The sequence below is a fragment of the uncultured Polaribacter sp. genome, from assembly GCF_947497695.1.
In the GTDB taxonomy this organism is placed as follows: domain Bacteria; phylum Bacteroidota; class Bacteroidia; order Flavobacteriales; family Flavobacteriaceae; genus Polaribacter.
The window spans coordinates 44,761-61,838 of sequence record NZ_CANMHM010000001.1 but is presented as its reverse complement, the minus strand read 5'-3'; the positions used below and the strand labels follow the sequence as shown (position 1 = coordinate 61,838).

At 30.3% G+C, this 17,078-nt stretch carries 14 protein-coding genes; 10 read left to right on the top strand and 4 right to left on the bottom strand.

The features are described from left to right. Positions 1 to 27: 27 nt before the first annotated feature. Positions 28 to 1,989, bottom strand: a complete 1,962-nt coding sequence (locus Q0731_RS00250; protein WP_299058536.1) for a putative porin — start codon at positions 1,987 to 1,989, stop codon at positions 28 to 30. 182 nt (positions 1,990 to 2,171) lie between these two features. On the opposite strand from Q0731_RS00250, the gene Q0731_RS00245 reads away from it, so the two are divergent. Then, a complete protein-coding gene (locus tag Q0731_RS00245; RefSeq protein ID WP_299058534.1) occupies positions 2,172 to 2,771 on the top strand; it encodes a ribonuclease HII in 600 nt (199 codons plus the stop codon). A 238-nt stretch (positions 2,772 to 3,009) separates the two neighbouring features. Next, the gene (locus tag Q0731_RS00240) at positions 3,010 to 4,062 is read left to right on the top strand and encodes a nucleoid-associated protein (protein ID WP_299058532.1); all 1,053 of its coding nucleotides are present in this window, start codon (positions 3,010 to 3,012) and stop codon (positions 4,060 to 4,062) included. A 59-nt stretch (positions 4,063 to 4,121) separates the two neighbouring features. On the opposite strand, the gene lipB is transcribed toward Q0731_RS00240, so the two are convergent. Continuing rightward, positions 4,122 to 4,832 (bottom strand): lipoyl(octanoyl) transferase LipB, encoded by a 711-nt coding sequence (gene lipB / locus Q0731_RS00235; protein WP_299058530.1) that lies wholly within the window; start codon positions 4,830 to 4,832, stop codon positions 4,122 to 4,124. Between the two features lie 290 nt (positions 4,833 to 5,122). Between lipB and Q0731_RS00230 the strand changes: the two genes are divergently transcribed. Both Q0731_RS00230 and Q0731_RS00225 read left to right on the top strand, forming a co-directional pair. Beyond that, positions 5,123 to 8,206, top strand: a complete 3,084-nt coding sequence (locus tag Q0731_RS00230) for a reprolysin-like metallopeptidase (protein WP_299058528.1) — start codon at positions 5,123 to 5,125, stop codon at positions 8,204 to 8,206. A 108-nt stretch (positions 8,207 to 8,314) separates the two neighbouring features. Next, positions 8,315 to 9,001, top strand: a complete 687-nt coding sequence (locus tag Q0731_RS00225) for an NRDE family protein (protein ID WP_299058526.1) — start codon at positions 8,315 to 8,317, stop codon at positions 8,999 to 9,001. Between the two features lie 22 nt (positions 9,002 to 9,023). On the opposite strand, the gene apaG is transcribed toward Q0731_RS00225, so the two are convergent. After that, positions 9,024 to 9,410, bottom strand: coding sequence for a Co2+/Mg2+ efflux protein ApaG (apaG, locus tag Q0731_RS00220; protein WP_299058525.1), 387 nt, complete (start codon positions 9,408 to 9,410; stop codon positions 9,024 to 9,026). 73 nt (positions 9,411 to 9,483) lie between these two features. Continuing rightward, positions 9,484 to 10,722 (bottom strand): DUF5103 domain-containing protein, encoded by a 1,239-nt coding sequence (locus Q0731_RS00215; RefSeq protein ID WP_299058524.1) that lies wholly within the window; start codon positions 10,720 to 10,722, stop codon positions 9,484 to 9,486. Between the two features lie 181 nt (positions 10,723 to 10,903). On the opposite strand from Q0731_RS00215, the gene Q0731_RS00210 reads away from it, so the two are divergent. The 6 genes from Q0731_RS00210 (at position 10,904) to nqrF (ending at position 16,979) form a co-directional block, all read left to right on the top strand. After that, on the top strand, positions 10,904 to 12,253 hold the full coding sequence (locus Q0731_RS00210) for a Na(+)-translocating NADH-quinone reductase subunit A (protein ID WP_299058522.1): 1,350 nt from the start codon (positions 10,904 to 10,906) through the stop codon (positions 12,251 to 12,253). A gap of 4 nt (positions 12,254 to 12,257) precedes the next feature. Then, entirely contained in the window at positions 12,258 to 13,457 is a 1,200-nt protein-coding gene (locus Q0731_RS00205; protein ID WP_299058520.1) for an NADH:ubiquinone reductase (Na(+)-transporting) subunit B, read from the top strand. 2 nt (positions 13,458 to 13,459) lie between these two features. Then, entirely contained in the window at positions 13,460 to 14,206 is a 747-nt protein-coding gene (locus Q0731_RS00200; protein ID WP_299058518.1) for a Na(+)-translocating NADH-quinone reductase subunit C, read from the top strand. A gap of 3 nt (positions 14,207 to 14,209) precedes the next feature. Further along, a complete protein-coding gene (locus tag Q0731_RS00195) occupies positions 14,210 to 14,857 on the top strand; it encodes an NADH:ubiquinone reductase (Na(+)-transporting) subunit D (protein WP_299058516.1) in 648 nt (215 codons plus the stop codon). A 77-nt stretch (positions 14,858 to 14,934) separates the two neighbouring features. Then, positions 14,935 to 15,663 carry an NADH:ubiquinone reductase (Na(+)-transporting) subunit E gene (nqrE, locus tag Q0731_RS00190; protein WP_299058515.1) on the top strand — a complete coding sequence of 243 codons (729 nt, stop codon included), beginning with the start codon at positions 14,935 to 14,937 and terminating at the stop codon, positions 15,661 to 15,663. 5 nt (positions 15,664 to 15,668) lie between these two features. Next, complete coding sequence (nqrF, locus tag Q0731_RS00185) at positions 15,669 to 16,979, top strand: NADH:ubiquinone reductase (Na(+)-transporting) subunit F (protein ID WP_299058514.1); 1,311 nt, start codon at positions 15,669 to 15,671, stop codon at positions 16,977 to 16,979. Positions 16,980 to 17,078 lie beyond the last annotated feature (99 nt).

Sequence of the window (17,078 nt, the reverse complement as noted above, 5' to 3'; positions counted from 1 at the left end):
CCTTTGGGAAGGATTTAGGTTCTACTTTTAAATAAACCAATTCCAAACCAATCCAAAACGAATTACAAAATCTCGATATGGATAATTAGGAGCAGAAAAATAATTTTTTTCTGTAAAGCTAGAAGTTGCATTGTCTATTTTTAGAAACAAACGTGTTCTTCGCACTTGTGCATTAAAAAAAACATCTATTGTAGAAAAACCAATTTCTTGATTGTTTTGCAGCGTAAATTCAGCTAATAATGGGTTGTAAGCATTCATTTGGTATGCTGTAAAATACTTAAAAGTTAGTCCAATATTTACCAACATTGGTTTTCCCTTAAACCAATAATCAGTATAGTAAAACGTATTTCTTGTAACTAAGTCAGGAACCCTAAAGACAGAACTTCCGCTACTTACATTTTGGTACATTACAGTATTATCTAAAGCAAATTTTTGAACCTTAAATTCTTTATTTACTTTTGCTTTTAAATATACAATCTGATCTTCAAATTGTTGAGGTCTATTATTCTCATCAAAATAAGTGTAATTATCAATATTGGTTAAATTTAGAGTTGCATTTAGCCATTTAGAATTTAATACAAAACCTAAATCTCTAGTGTTTACATTATTAAATTCATTATACCAATTGTACTCATCATACCTACTTTGGTGTAATAAAGTGTTAAAATTTGGCGATTTAGAACTTAGTAATAAACTACTTTTTACCATAAAAAGACTGTCTTTTTTGTAAAGAGCTTCACCTTTTAAAAAACTTCCAGACAATCTATCATTTCCAGGAGAGAGATTCCCTGTAGCATTTAATTGAAAGTTTTTAATTCTAGCATTCCAATCTGCACCAACAGAAATAGCATTACCAGTTAATTTTATTTTAGAAATATCACTATTTGTATTTAAAATGGTATCATATCCATGAGAATAACTAGTGATATTTAGTTTTGCTTTAATTTGACCAAGTACATATTTAGAATTAAATTCTAAATTCAGTTCGTTATTAGTAATCGTGTTTTCTACTTGGTTATTTCTAGCTCCAGAAGCACCTTCATTCCCAAAAATAGCAGTAGTTGTTGAGGTTTGGTTAAAATTATAATCTTTAGTTTCATTTGTAAAAACATGCCCCACTTTTAAATTACTAAAATCTTTTTTATTGATGGTATCTTTACTTGCAAGTAGTTTATAGCTGTGATCAAAATATACCCTTCTGCCTTCAAAGTTGTTTTCAGCATCATTTAAATTTACATCTAACCTTGCTCTAGTTTCAAACTCTGGATTATCGCTTGTAAACTTTTCAATTTCTGTTGCTGGCAAACCGCCACTTTCTTGATTAAAAATTTTTTGAGAAGTTAAATGCCCACGAATTTCATACCTATTATTTTCTGTTCTATAATTAAAAGCACCTCTAAAGTTAACATTACTAGCCAAAGATCTTCTGTAAGCACCCAAAGAACGAAGCCCTTTATAAGATAACGAAACATTTAATCTTCTAGAAAAGTTTACTGTAAAAATTGCATCTAAAACTTGCCCTTGTTGCAAACCAGTTCTATAGGTTATTTCTGTAGTTGGTGTTGGTACTTCGTAATATTTAATCTCATCAATATCTAAATAATTAAATTGTTTAGCAGTAAAACCAATATCAGAAAATAATTTAACATTGCTATAATCATACCCTAAATTAGTAAACGTTTGCCCTTGATTATGAAACCCTAATAATTCAAAATTATCAGTTCTTAAAAAATTAAATTTGTACTCTTTTTGTATGGTTAAAGTGGTGTCAATAAAAGTAGTATCCCTTTTGTGAGAAATAATTTTATAATCTGTATATTTAGTTTTACCAGATAAAGTTACAGTAATTTCACCTGAGTTGTTAATAGAATCATTTTCAACACCATTAAATCCATTTCCTTGTTGAGTAGGATTAAAAGTTCTTTGTGAAAACATTGTGTTTACAACAAAAAAAGCAAGTATTAATATAAAAAATAAAGGTTTGTTCATAGATAACTTATGCAATGGCAAATGTAAAATAATTTAACGAAAACAATCAATAATAAGTATCATCAAATCTGTTAATTAAACTATATTTTTAAGATTTAACGAATTATCAATACTATTTAATTTACTTTTAACTTCGTTCATCAATAAAAAATTAATAGAAAAAGTTTTCTTTTCTTTGTAAAATGTTAGCATCAAATTATAGTGGTTTTACTTTAGAAGCAGGTACAGATGAGGCAGGTAGAGGCTGTTTGTGTGGCCCTGTTGTTGCAGCAGCAGTTATTTTGCCAAAAGATTTTACCCACCCTTTTTTAAATGATTCTAAGCAATTATCAGAAAAAAAAAGAGAGCAATTAAGACCTTTTATTGAGAAGAACGCTATTGCTTTTGGAGTTGCTTTTGTGTGGCAAAAAGAGGTTGATGAGATTAATGTTTTGCAAGCCTCAATTACTGGTATGCATCGTTCTATTGAAATGCTAAAAACCCAACCAGAATTTATTATTGTAGATGGAAATAAGTTTAGAAAATACCCAAACATTCCTCATAAAACTATTGTAAAAGGTGATGCAAAATACTTGAGTATTGCAGCAGCTTCTGTATTAGCAAAAACCTATAGAGATGAATATATGGCTAAGATTCACTCAGAATTCCCTATGTATAATTGGGCAAAAAACAAGGGCTATCCTACCAAAGAACACAGAAATGGAATTAGAGAATTTGGTGCAACAAAGTACCACAGAAAAACATTTAAGTTACTGCCAGAACAGATAAAGTTAGATTTGTAGGTTGTTTTTTTGAAGCTATTTACTGCTTTCACTACTCGCTTTTTTTTCCTAAAAAGACAAAAAAGAGCTCAAACAGTTAGCCTGTCTTGAGCGGAGTCGAAAGATTCAATTAGGGATACAATTACTTGTCAATTTTTAGAATCTTTCATTATTTAATTCCATGTTTATCAATTTAAAAAAGAAAAAGAATTAATACACAAAAACTTTATTTACTTTTACGTTCCAAAAATTTTAAAAGATGATTAGAAAAACCAAAGCAGAAATTACCAAATGTATTTTACATAAAGTTGCCAATAAATTTAATAGCGGACAAAATGTTTTTTCTGAAGATTTAATTCGTTTCGATCAAGAAAGTTACGATTTAATGAAAGGTTTTCTATTAAAACCATTTGGCAGTTTAACCAAAAGTTACCGTTTTACCAATCATGAAGACGTGCGTTTAAATGATGTAAATAAGTTTGCTACAGAAGTTTTTAAAGACGAAGAAAGTTTTGTAGAATATTCAAAAAGTATCGTAAATCATTTGTTTGAACAATCCAACTCTGCACAAATAAAAACAGGCGATGTGTTGGTTGTTTTTATTGAAGGGATTGAATACAAAGATATCTTAACAGAAGCAATTGGTGTTTTTAAAATAGAAAATAAAGTAGATTTTTTTCAAACCTATTTAGATGATAATGAGAGTTTTGATGTTGTTGTTCAAAAAGGAATATCAACAAAAAGGCTAGATAAAGGATGTTTGGTTTTAAACACTTCAGACCAAGAAGGAACTGTTGTTTTTTCTGTAGATAATAACAATTATGATGCACAATATTGGGTTAAAAATTTCTTGTCTGTAAAATTAGCAGACGATTACAATTCTCATACACAAAACTATTTAGAAATGTGTAAAGAGTTTTCTGAAGAAGTGATAAAGCCAGAATTAGGGATGCATGAACAAGGAAATTTTTTAGCAAATACTGTAGATTATTTTAAAGAAAATGAAGAAGTAGATTATGCTAATTTTAAAGACGAAGTTTTTGAAGAGGAAAAGCACAAAGAAAAATTTGATGAATATAAAAATCACTTCGAAAAGTTAAACGATGTGTTAATTAGAAATAATTTTGATGTTTCAGGTGTTGTTTTAAAGAAAGAAAAAAACAAATTAAAAACAGAGATAAAATTAGATACCAACATCAACATTAAGTTAGATGTCGATGCTCCAGAAGCAGCTTCAGAATATTTAGAAAGAGGCTATGATGAAGAAAAGAAAATGAAATATTACAAAGTATATTTTAACGAAGAAAAGTAGTTATTGGTTGTTGGTTTTTAGTTGTTGGTTAAGAAAAAGAATTTTCCATAAACCATCAACTAAAAACCATTAACTATAAACTCATCAACCTCAAAAAGGTTTTTAAAATGTTTTAAAATCTTGGTTTTTACTTCTTCTAAATCAACTTTTTTGCCTAATTCAGCCTCCATAGAAGTAACCGCTTTTCCTTTAATTCCACAAGGAATAATATTGTCAAAATAACCCAAATTCACATTTACATTTAGTGCAAAACCATGCATAGTTACCCAACGTGAAGAACGAATTCCCATGGCACAAATTTTACGAGCAAAGGGTGTTCCAACATCAAGCCAAACACCAGTTTCTCCTTCGCTTCTTGTTGCTTTTATTCCATATTCTGCTATGGTTAAAATAATAACTTCTTCTAAAAAACGCAAATATTTATGAATATCAGTAAAAAAGTTTTCCAAATCTAAAATTGGGTAGCCAACAATTTGTCCTGGACCATGATAGGTAATATCTCCACCACGATTTATTTTATAAAAAGTAGCTCCTTTTTCTGTCAATTGTTTTTCATTTAGTAACAAATTACTAAAATCGCCACTTTTACCTAAAGTGTACACATGAGGATGTTCTACAAACAAAAAATGGTTTTTGGTGTCATTTTTGAGGTGCTTTTTACGATTATCAATTTTTACAGCAACAATTTCTTGTAAAAGTTCAGTTTGGTAGTCCCAAGTTTCTTTGTAATCTTTTATAGATAAGTCTTTAAGGTGTATGTTTCTATTCATAATTTCGACTACAAAGATAATTATTTCATTATATTTGAAACATTTAAGAAGTTTTATTTAAAAACAACTATTTTATGAAAAGTAAATTATCCCTATTTCTCTTTTTTCTACTTTTATTACTTTCATTTAAGGGAGTTATAGCACAAAATTTCATAAAAAAAATAAGTAAAAATAAAGCTGTAATAAAACAGAAAGAAATCTATAAAAATAAAAGTTTACCAACTAAGTATACACTTGTTTCATTTAACGAGGCTGAATTTAATACCTCGTTAAAAAAGAAATCAAAAAACTTGCAAAACATTATAAATTTACCAAATGCAGAAGGTGTTTTATCAAGATTTATAATTAATGAAACTTCAAATTTTGAGGCAGATTTATCAGAAAAATTTCCAATGATAAAATCATATTCTGCTCAGGGACTAGATGATCCAACAGCTGTTGCTAAAATAAGTATTGGTACAGATGGTTTTCATGCAGTTGTGTTGTCTGGTACTAAAAATACAGTATATATTGATCCTTATTCTAAAGGTAACGAAACATTAATGGTGTACAACAGAAATGATTTAGAACCTAATAAAGATAATTTTACTTGTAAAGTAGAAGAATTTACAACAGAAAGTTTAGCAAAAACAAAGAGTGTTCAAACTGCAAATGATGGAGTGTTAAGAACTTTTCGTTTGGCAGTAGTTTGTAGTGGAGAATATGCACAGTTTCACTTAACAAATCAAGGAATATCAACAGCAGCAGCAGATGTTGTTAAAAAAGCGGCTGTTTTATCAGCAATGAACACAACATTAACAAGGGTTAATGGTATTTTTGAAAGAGATTTATCAGTAAAAATGGTTCTTGTTAATGATAATGATAAAGTTGTTTTTTTAGACCCAGAAACAGATAATATTACAGATGGCGATCCAGAAATAATGTTAAATGAGGTACAATCTATTTGTGATACAGAAATAGGGAATTTAAATTATGATATTGGACATATTTTTAGCACTGGAGGAGATGGAATTGCAGGGGGAGGTATTGTGTGTATAACTGGTCAGAAAGCAAAAGGAGTTACAGGTAGAAGTGAGCCCATTGGAGATGCTTATGATATTGATTTTGTGGTGCATGAATTAGGTCATCAATTTGGAGCAAATCATACACAAAATAATAATTGTAACAGAAATAATAGTACAGCTGTAGAGCCAGGAAGTGGTTCTACTATAATGGGGTATGCAGGTATTTGTTCTCCAAACGTACAAGGCCAAAGTAATGATTATTTTCATGCAATAAGTATTGCAGAAATGTGGGGTGTCATTCAAAGTTCTGCTACTTGTGGTAGTATAGTTAGTACAGGTAATACAGCACCAATAGCAAATGCAGGGCCAGATTTTAGCATACCAAAGTCTACCCCTTTTATTTTAAAAGGCACTGCATCTGACGTTGATGGAGTTGCTACTTTAACTTATAATTGGGAGCAAATAGATAATCAACTTGCATTAATGCCACCAATATCTTCAAGTGTTAGGGGGCCAATGTTTAGATCTTTAGCATCCAAATCAGAACCAATTAGATATATGCCAGAATTAGCAACAGTTATTGCTGGTAATACCTCTTCTACTTGGGAAGTGGTGCCATCTGTAGAAAGAGATTTAAATTTTTCTTTTTTGGTAAGGGATAACCATTTTGGAGGTGGAAGTACTGCAAAAGATGAAATGAAAGTATCTGTAGAAGATGCAGAGCCTTTTACAGTTTTAGCCATAAATTCTGAACTTTCTTGGGGAGTAGGAACCACACAAACTGTAACCTGGGTAAAAGGTACTACTGATGTTGCTCCTATAAATTGTTTGAATGTAAATATCAAATTATCTTTAGATGGTGGGCTTACTTTTCCAATTATTTTAAAAGAAAATACACCAAATGATGGTACAGAAGTGATTGTAATTCCAAACAATACTTCTAACCAAGCAAGAATTATGGTAGAGGCTTCAGACAATATTTTTTATAATGTAAACCCATCAAACTTTACTATTTTTAATCAATTTTTATTAACCAATACTAGTGCAAGTCAACAAGCATGTGGTTCTGTTAATCAAGAGGTTACTTATTTTTTAGACGTAAGCTTTGCTAGTAACTTTAATGAAATTATTTCGTTTTCAACCACAGGTCAACCTTTAGGATCTTCCGTTGCTTTTAATCCATCAACAATTTCATCTGAAGAAACTGTAGCAGTGACAATTTCTAACTTAAATGGAGTTACACCTAAATCATATTCTATAAATTTAGTAGCAAATTCTAACAGTGTAAATAAAAGCACAGAGTTACAATTAGATATCCTTAATCCTACAATATCAAATTTAACTCTAACAAGTCCTACTAATAATGCCTTAGATATTAGTTTAGATAGTTTTTTAAGATGGAATGCTAATGCAGATGCTACAAATTATAATGTACAAGTTGCAACAGATAGTAGTTTTTCAACAATTATTTTAGAAGAAAATGTAACAACAAACCAATATTCTTTAAGTAACCTTACAGGTAATACGTTATATTATTGGAGGGTACAACCAAAAAATACTTGTGGGGAAGGTGTTTTTTCAAATGTTTTTAATTTTAAAACAACAATTCCTCCCTATTGTACTTCTACTTTTACAGACGATTTTGGAGGTACTGAACATATTACAAATGTAATTTTTAATTCGATTGATAATACTTCTGGAAATGCTCCATTTCGTATCGGATATGAAGATTTTACTGAGTTACAAACAACAGTTGTAAGAGGTGATACACATGAGATAACAGTATGCTTAGATACAGGAGGATTTCAAGATCATATTTATGTGTTTATAGATTGGAATCAAGATTTTATGTTTGATAAATTTTCTGAAAGGTATGATTTAGGGACTGTGTTTTACGACGAAGTTAATGATAGTCCATTAGGTAGTAAGCAGTTTCCAATTCTTATTCCTGAAGATGCTAAAACAGGTAGTACAACGATGAGGGTAGTTATAGAGTATGATGATTTAAGTGATGGATTTGGTGAAGGAGCTTGTGATACTGATCATTTAACTGAATTTGGAGAAACTGAAGATTATACCATTGTTATTGATAGTGTTGCTTCTATTAAAGATATTGCATTTGAGAATTTTAATTTGTATCCAAACCCAACAAAAGGAGCTTTTAATTTAAAACTGAAAGTTGTAAATACAGAAAGTTTATCAGTTCAATTATTTGACCTTAGGGGAAGATTGATTGATCAAAAACAGTACTTTAATATCAATGAAAACTTTTTAGAGAAAATATTTTTTAACAAAGCATCTGCAGGTTTGTATCTTTTAAAAGTAATCAATGGTAATATACAAACCACAAGAAAGCTAATTATAGAATAATAATTTTACAACAATAAATTAGGTCTCTTTAAATTATTTTAATGAGGCTTTTTATTTTTTTAGTGCTTTTTTGATTTCAATAATAACAATTTATAGCATACATTATTAATGTGTACAGTAACCTATCTTCCTTTAGGAAATAATAATTTTATTTTAACATCTAATAGAGATGAAACGCCTTTAAGAAAAACGATTCATCCAAAGAAATATATAGAAAATGGTACAGAATTGATGTACCCTAAAGATAAATTGGCGGGAGGAACTTGGATTGGTTTAAGTGATAAAAAACGTTTAGTTTGCCTTTTAAATGGAGGGTTTAAAAATCACAAAAGAAAAGAGGTTTACAAAATGAGTAGGGGAATTATTGTTAAAAATATTTTATCTGCTGATAATGCTGTTACTTTTATTAAAAATTTCGATTTTACAGATATTGAGCCTTTTACCATTGTTTTAGTTGATTGGAAAAATCAAATAGAAACCTATGAGTTGGTTTGGGATGGAGAAAAAAAACACTTCAATAAACTGCCACAAGAACCTGTAATTTGGTCTTCTTCTACCTTGTATACAGAAGAAATGCAGCAATCAAGAAAAAAATGGTTTGTAGATTGGTTAAAAGGTAGTAATAATTTTTATAAAGAGGATATTTTAAAATTTCACACAAATGAAAACCTAGGAACTTTACAAACATCCATAAAAATGAAAAGAAATTTAGTAGAAACTGTAAGTATTACATCCATCATAAAAAAAGATACAGCAGTTAAAATGGAATATATCGATTTTTTAAAACCAATTTAAGAACTGTGATGAGTTACTATTGCTAATTTAAAGTTGTTTTAGTTATAAGCTGAAACGTTGGTATGGCTACTTTAAACTGTTCAAAAGTATCTAAGTTTATCATTGTGTAAAAACCCTTCATTGCTCCAATAGAAGATTCTAAGAAACATCCTGAGCTGTAGGTATAAGTATCGTTAGGTTTTAAAGTAGGTGTTTGCCCAACAACCCCTTCACCACTAACAATTTCAGTTGCGTTAAGTGTGTCGTAAATTTTCCAAAAACGATCTGTAAGTTTTACGGTTTCAGAAGAATTGTTTTCAATAGTAATTACGTATCCAAAAACATAAAACAGTCTATTGTTTCTGTAGTTAATACCTTTATAGATTGTTTTTACAGATATTTTTATGCCTTTTGTTACTTGATTTACCATGGTTAGTAAAAGTAGTTTTTTTGAGTAAAAAACACAAATATTTTTTTATTTGATTTAATGTGTAAAGAAATAGTTATCTGTCTAAATCAAAAAAGCCAGTACCAACACCAATTACACGTTCGTAAAAATCGCCAAAAGGTTTAAAATATACAATTACTGTGTATTCATTTTCTGTTTCAAAGTGAGATCCATTAAGGTCATTTGCGTTTACATTTCCTTTTTTGTCTAAAGTGGCATAAGTGTAATTGTAAAATCCTTGTTTTAACATAAAGTTTGATTGATACTCTTTTTTTTCAGAATTATACTGCATTTTGGTAGTCTCAGAAATTTCAAAATCATTAAAAGCACCATAAATATATACGTCTTTGTCGCTAAATGGTTCGTCTTTTAAAACAGAGAAATGCATCATAGCATAGTCAGCCTCAGTTGCAGGGTCATTACCTTCAAGTGTTCTTATAATAAATTGACCATTTATGTCTGGATTGTAGGAATACTTTTTAAAAGGGTTGTATTCATAAGGATATAAATAATTGTGAAAAAAAGTACTTCTTGTTACTTTTACTACATTTAAGCTAGTTGCTCTAATTATTTTACTATCAAAGTTAAAATACTCATTTCCTCCCCAAAAATTAGTTTTATTAGTGTAGGTATATAATAATTGATTGGGTTTAAAAAAAGTGGGTTGTAAATCGGTTATTTTTTCGTTCCAATTATTATTCTTTATGATAACTACATTTATTTCTTGATTAGGGTTGTTTATAACCAAATTAGGATGATTTATAGAAAACTCTACAGTTTGTTGCGTATTAAGAGTTTTAGTATTTCTACTTCTTTCTACATTTACACCTATTATTGTTTCATTTTGGTACAACACAAAACGTCTTGTAAAAACAACTTCATCCTCATCATCTAATATTGATAAAAGATAGTTTCCAGTCTTGGTAATTATAGTATTTACATTTGGAATTTGAACAGCATAATGTGTATAACTCTGCAATGTATTAAAAGAATTGGTTACATCTATAATTGTGTTTTGATCAAAACCATCTATGTATTGGCTAGATGATAATCTACTAGACTCCCAATTATGAGTCATGTGTTCTATTTTATATTGATAATCTTTACTATCGGCATCTAAATCATCAAAAGATAATTCTAATGTTGTGCCTAAAGGAACAATTGACGAAAAGTTGTTTTCTTGAAGTGGCCTTAATTGGATTGATTTAATATTTTGTGAAAATAGATTGAAACAAAAAAAGACGAAAAAAGGAATTATATATTTTATGTGCATAGTTACAAAAATAGTGTTCATTCAACATATTTATCAAAATTTAAGCCAAAAATTTTGAATAATGATTGCTTTGATTATTTATTTAGAATAATTATAAATAAGATTATTTAACAAATATTAACTCACAATTATAAGATTCATAAATGCCAAAATAACTAAATTTGCACCAATTATTTTAGATAACTAAACATTCCAATTTACTATGTCAAAAGACATTCGTATTAAAAAAGGCTTAGACATTAAGCTTGTTGGCGTTGCAGAAAAAAACATTTCAGAGGTTAAAAGAAGTGCTATTTATGCAATAAAGCCAGAAGATTTTCACGGAATTATACCAAAACTTGTTGCAAAAGAAGGGGCAGAAGTAAAAGCAGGGGAAGTACTTTTTTATTCAAAAAGTGACGAACGCATTTTATTTCCAAGTCCTGTTTCTGGTAAAGTGGTAGAGGTAATTCGTGGATCAAGAAGAAAGGTTATAGCAATAAATATAGCTGCAACTGCAACTCAGGAATACAAAGATTTTGGAACTAAAGATGCTAGCAATATGTCTGCAGAAGAGGTTAAAAATCATTTATTTGCATCAGGTTGTTGGCCATTTGTAAAACAGCGTCCGTTTGATGTTGTTGCAAATCCAAATCAAGCACCCAAAGCAATATTTGTTTCTGCCTATGCAAGTGCACCTTTAGCAGCAGATTTAGATTATACTCTAGCTGGTAAAGAACCAGAATTACAATCAGCAATTACAGCTATTTCTAAGCTTACAGAAGGTAAAGTTCATGTTTCTGTTGGTGCAAATTCTAACTCTCCATTATCTAAATTAAATGGGGTTGAATTGCACAAGGTTTCAGGTCCTCATCCTTCAGGAAACGTAAGTACACAAATTGCACAAATAAATCCTATTAATAAAGGTGAAGTTGTTTGGGTAATTACACCACAAGATTTGGTAATTATTGGTGAGTTGTTGTTAACTGGTAAGTTTAACGCTACAAGAACCGTTGCTTTAACAGGTTCTCAATTTAGCAAACCACATTATGTAACTGCAATAGCAGGTGCAAGTGTTAGCGATCTTACCAAAGATAACTTAAACACTGATAATACAAGAATTATTAGTGGAAACGTGCTTTCTGGAAAACAAGTAAAAGAATCTGGTTTTTTAGGTTTTTACGACAATCAAATTACAGCAATCCCAGAAGGTAATGATTATGAGTTTTTTGGATGGAATAAGCCAATTTTCAATAAAATATCTACTTCTAGAGCATTGACTTTTTCTTGGTTAACACCAAAGAAAAAATACGATTTAAATACCAATACAAATGGTGAGCATAGAGCCTTTGTAGTTACAGGTTCTTATGAAGAAGTATTTCCTTTAGATATGTATCCAATGCAATTGTTAAAAGCATTTATGTACAAAGATTTAGATGAAATGGAAGCTTTGGGTGGTTATGAAATAGCACCAGAAGATTTTGCACTAACAGAATTTATTTGTGTATCTAAACAGCCACACCAAAAAATAATTCGTGAAGGTTTAGATTTAATGAGAGAAGAATTAGGATAAGATTATGAGCTTAAAACAAAATTTACATAATTTAAAAGAAAAGTATAAAGGCACAAAAATGGCTCCTGCATTTAATGCAATCCATACCTTTTTATATTTACCAAATGAAGTAACTCATGGAGGTACTCATGTAAAAGCAGCAGATGATTTAAAACGTACTATGAATATTGTTATTTTAGCAATGGTGCCTTGTTTGTTGTTTGGAATGTTTAATGCAGGTTATCAACATTATGCAGCTATAGATAGCTCTTTAAGAGCAGATGTGTTGGCTAATTTTTTTACGTTTGATAACTTTTGGATAGGAATTATTAAAGTATTACCACTAGTAATTGTTTCTTACGGAGTTGGTCTTATTGTTGAATTTATTTTTGCAGTAATTAAAGGGCATGAAGTAGAAGAGGGTTATTTAGTTACAGGTATGCTAGTTCCTTTAATTGTACCAATTGATACTCCTTTATGGATGTTAGCAGTTGCAGTTATTTTTGGAGTTGTAATTGGTAAAGAAGTTTTTGGAGGTACTGGAATGAATATTCTAAATCCTGCTTTAACCATTAGAGCATTCTTGTTTTTTGCATATCCAACTTGGATGTCTGGAGACAAAGTTTGGGTGTATGATGCTGTTAATAGAACAGGAACACCAGATGCTATTTCTGGAGAAACCATTTTAGGAAGCTATGCTCAAAACCAAGAAGTAGTGTATTCTACATTTGATAAATTTATGGGATTCATTCCAGGTTCAGTTGGAGAAACATCTACTTTTTTAATATTGATAGGAGCTGCAATCTTAATTTTTACAAAGATTGGTAGTTGGAGAATTATACTATCAGCATTTGTAGGAGCAGCAGTTATGGGAATCATCTTTAATCAAGTTGTTGCAGCAGACATTATTACAGAATCAAGCAAGTTTTATGGATTAATGAACACAGTTTGGTGGGAACACTTAACAATTGGTGGTTTGGCATTTGGAGCTGTATTTATGGCAACAGATCCTGTTACTGGTTCACAAACCAATAAAGGAAAATGGATTTATGGTTTCTTAATTGGTTTTATATCTATTATGATACGTGTATTTAATCCTGCATATCCAGAAGGAGTATTTTTAGCAATTTTATTGATGAATGTTTTTGCTCCAACAATAGATCATTATGTAGTACAGGGTAATGTACAAAAAAGATTAAAACGAGCTAAAGTTAAAACTGCCTAATTATGAGTAAGAGAACAGATAGTAATGGTTATACAATGATTTTTGCCATCGTAATGGTATTAATTGTTGGTTCTTTGTTAGCCTTTTTAGCATCGTCTTTAAAGCCATCAATCAAAGAAAATGAAAGGATAGAAAAACAACAGAATATTCTGTATGCAATGGGTATCAATGAGAATGATGAGTCTAGTGCAAACTTTGTTTCTACTAGCATTGCAGGACAAGAGTTTAAAAAATATGTTAAAAAACAGTTGGTTTTAGAAGGAGATAAAATTTCTGAAAGCGAAGATGCATATTTAATTGATGTAAAAAAACAACAAGCAAACGCCAAAGCTGGTAAAGTAAGAAAGTTACCTTTATTTGTTGGTGAAAAAGACGGGAAAACATTTTATGTTGCTCCAATTAGAGGAAAAGGACTTTGGGATGCTATTTGGGGGTATATTTCTATGGATGAAAATATGGTTGTACAAGGAGCTTATTTTGATCATAAAGGAGAAACTCCTGGTTTGGGTGCCAACATCAAACAACGTTATTTTATGGATGATTTTATTGGAGAACATTTAATGACAGAAAATGGAGTTTTCAAAGGAATTACAGTCGCGAAAGGAAATAATGATCCTAAAAACGACGAGAAAACAGATTATGAAGTAGACGCAATTGCTGGTGCAACAATTACTGGTGATGGAGTTTCTGCCATGATTAAAAAAGATTTAGCACTTTATGTACCTTATTTTAATTCATTAAAAAAATAATTTATGGGACTTTTATCAAAAAAAGACACACTACTACTTACAGACCCATTAGCAGATAATAACCCAATTACTATTCAAGTATTAGGTATTTGTTCTGCTTTAGCAATTACAGCAGAATTAAAAGCTTCCATTGTAATGGCTATTTCTGTAATGTTTGTTCTAGGTTTAGGAAACGTTGTCATCTCTTTAATGAGAAACATTATACCTTCAAAAATTAGAATTATTGTTCAGCTAATTGTAGTAGCAACTTTAGTAATTATTGTTGATTTAGTTTTAAAAGCATTTGCTTATGAACTAAGTAAAACACTTTCTGTATTTGTTGGCTTAATTATCACAAACTGTATTATTATGGGACGTTTTGAAGCCTTTGCTTTAGGTAATGGCCCTTGGCGTTCTTTTCTAGATGGAATTGGTAACGCTGTTGGTTATGGTGTTATTTTAATTGCAGTAGGTTTCTTTAGAGAATTATTAGGTTCTGGTACTTTACTAGGATTTAAAGTTTTGGGAGATCCTATTGAAAAAACAGGTTTGTATGCTATAGGATATGAAAATAACGGATTTATGTTATTATCACCAATGGCATTAATAGTAGTTGGTATTATTATTTGGATACAACGTACAAAGAATACAGCATTAATAGAAGAGAATTAAAAATAGTTGGCAGTACATCAGTACTCAGTTGGCAGTAAATGCTCAAACTGAAAACTGCACACTTTATACTAAAAAAAATGGAACATTTAGAATTATTTTTCAAATCGATATTTATAGATAACATGGTGTTTGCCACATTCTTAGGAATGTGTTCTTACCTTGCTGTATCTAAAAAAGTAGCAACTGCTGTAGGTTTAGGAGCTGCAGTAATCTTTGTATTAGCAGTAACTGTGCCTTTAAACTGGTTGTTAGATCAGTATATTTTAAAAGATGGAGCATTAGTTTGGTTAGGAGAAGAATATGCAGAATATGATTTAAGTTTCTTATCTTTCATCATGTTCATTGCAACTATTGCAACCATGGTACAATTGGTAGAAATAATTGTTGAAAAATTTTCTCCTTCACTATACAACTCATTAGGTATTTTCTTGCCATTAATTGCAGTAAACTGTGCTATTTTAGGAGGAAGTTTATTCATGCAATCTCGTGAAATTCCAACACTAGGTTTATCATTAACTTATGGAGTTGGTTCTGGTATTGGATGGTTTTTAGCAATTTTAGCCATTGCAGCAATTCGTGAAAAAATTAGATACTCAAGTGTGCCTCCTGCTTTAAGAGGATTAGGTATTACTTTTATTATTACAGGTTTAATGGCAATTGGTTTTATGAGTTTTGGTGGAATGTTAACAGGTGGTGATGAAGAAAAGAAAGAACAACCAACAGTAGAAGCAAAACTTGATAAAAAAGAATTAAATGTAGAAACTGCTAAAGAAATTATAGCAGATAACACAAATATAAACCAATAGAAAATATGATATTAGCAGCAGGTACATCAGGAACCGTAATTGCAACAGTAGCGGCTTTTTTATTAGTAACCTTATTATTAGTTACTTTATTGTTGTTTGTAAAACAGAAATTATCTCCTTCTGGTCCAGTAACATTAACCATTAATGGAGAAAGAAAAATTGAAGTTGCATCTGGTAGCACACTTTTAACAACATTAGGAAACGAAAAAATATTTTTACCTTCTGCTTGTGGTGGTGGAGGTTCATGTGTACAATGTGAATGCCATGTTAATTCTGGTGGAGGCGAAGCTTTACCAACAGAAACACCTCATTTTACTAGAAAAGAACTTAAACACGGAGTTCGTTTAGCTTGTCAAGTAAAAGTAAAACAAGATATGGATATTTCTATTCCTGAAGAAATTTTTGGAATCAAGAAATGGGATGCAGTTGTTGTAAGAAATTACAATGTAGCAACTTTTATTAAAGAGTTTGTTGTTGAAATTCCTGAAGATATGGGATATAAAGCAGGAGGATATATACAGATTGAAATTCCTGCTTGTGAGGTAAATTATGCTGATATGGATATTACAGCACATCCAGAAGAACACGATGTTGCAGATAAGTTTGAGGCAGAATGGGATAAGTTTAACTTAAGACCATTGGTAATGAAAAATACTGAAACTATAGAAAGAGCATATTCTATGGCTTCTTACCCAGCAGAAGGAAGAGAAATTATGTTAAATGTACGTATTGCCACACCTCCTTTTGATAGAGCAAAAGGTGGATGGATGGACGTAAACCCAGGGATTGCATCTTCTTATATATTTAACTTAAAAAAAGGAGATAAATGTGTTATTTCTGGACCTTATGGAGAATTTTTTATCAACGAATCTGATGCAGAAATGTTATATGTTGGTGGTGGTGCAGGTATGGCACCAATGCGTTCTCATTTATATCATTTATTCAGAACTTTAAAAACAGGTAGAAAAGTAACATATTGGTATGGAGGACGTTCTAAAGCTGAATTATTTTATATAGATCACTTTAGAGCTTTAGAAAAAGATTTTCCGAACTTTAAATTTTACATTGCTTTATCAGATCCTACAGAGGAAGATAATTGGAAAAAGAAAAAAGATATTAATGACCAAGAAGGAGATGGTTTCGTAGGTTTTATACACAATTGTGTAATTGAAAACTATTTAAATGACCATGAGTCACCAGAAGATTTAGAGTTGTATTTCTGTGGGCCTCCATTAATGAACAATGCTGTTCAAAAAATGGGAGAAGATTTTGGTCTTGCTGATGAAAACATCCGTTTTGATGATTTTGGAGGATAGCCTTTAGTTTATAAATTAAGAAACCGATTCAGTAATGAGTCGGTTTTTTTGTTTAATTTTACTATGTAATAAGATATATTATAAGTTGAAAAAGGAAAT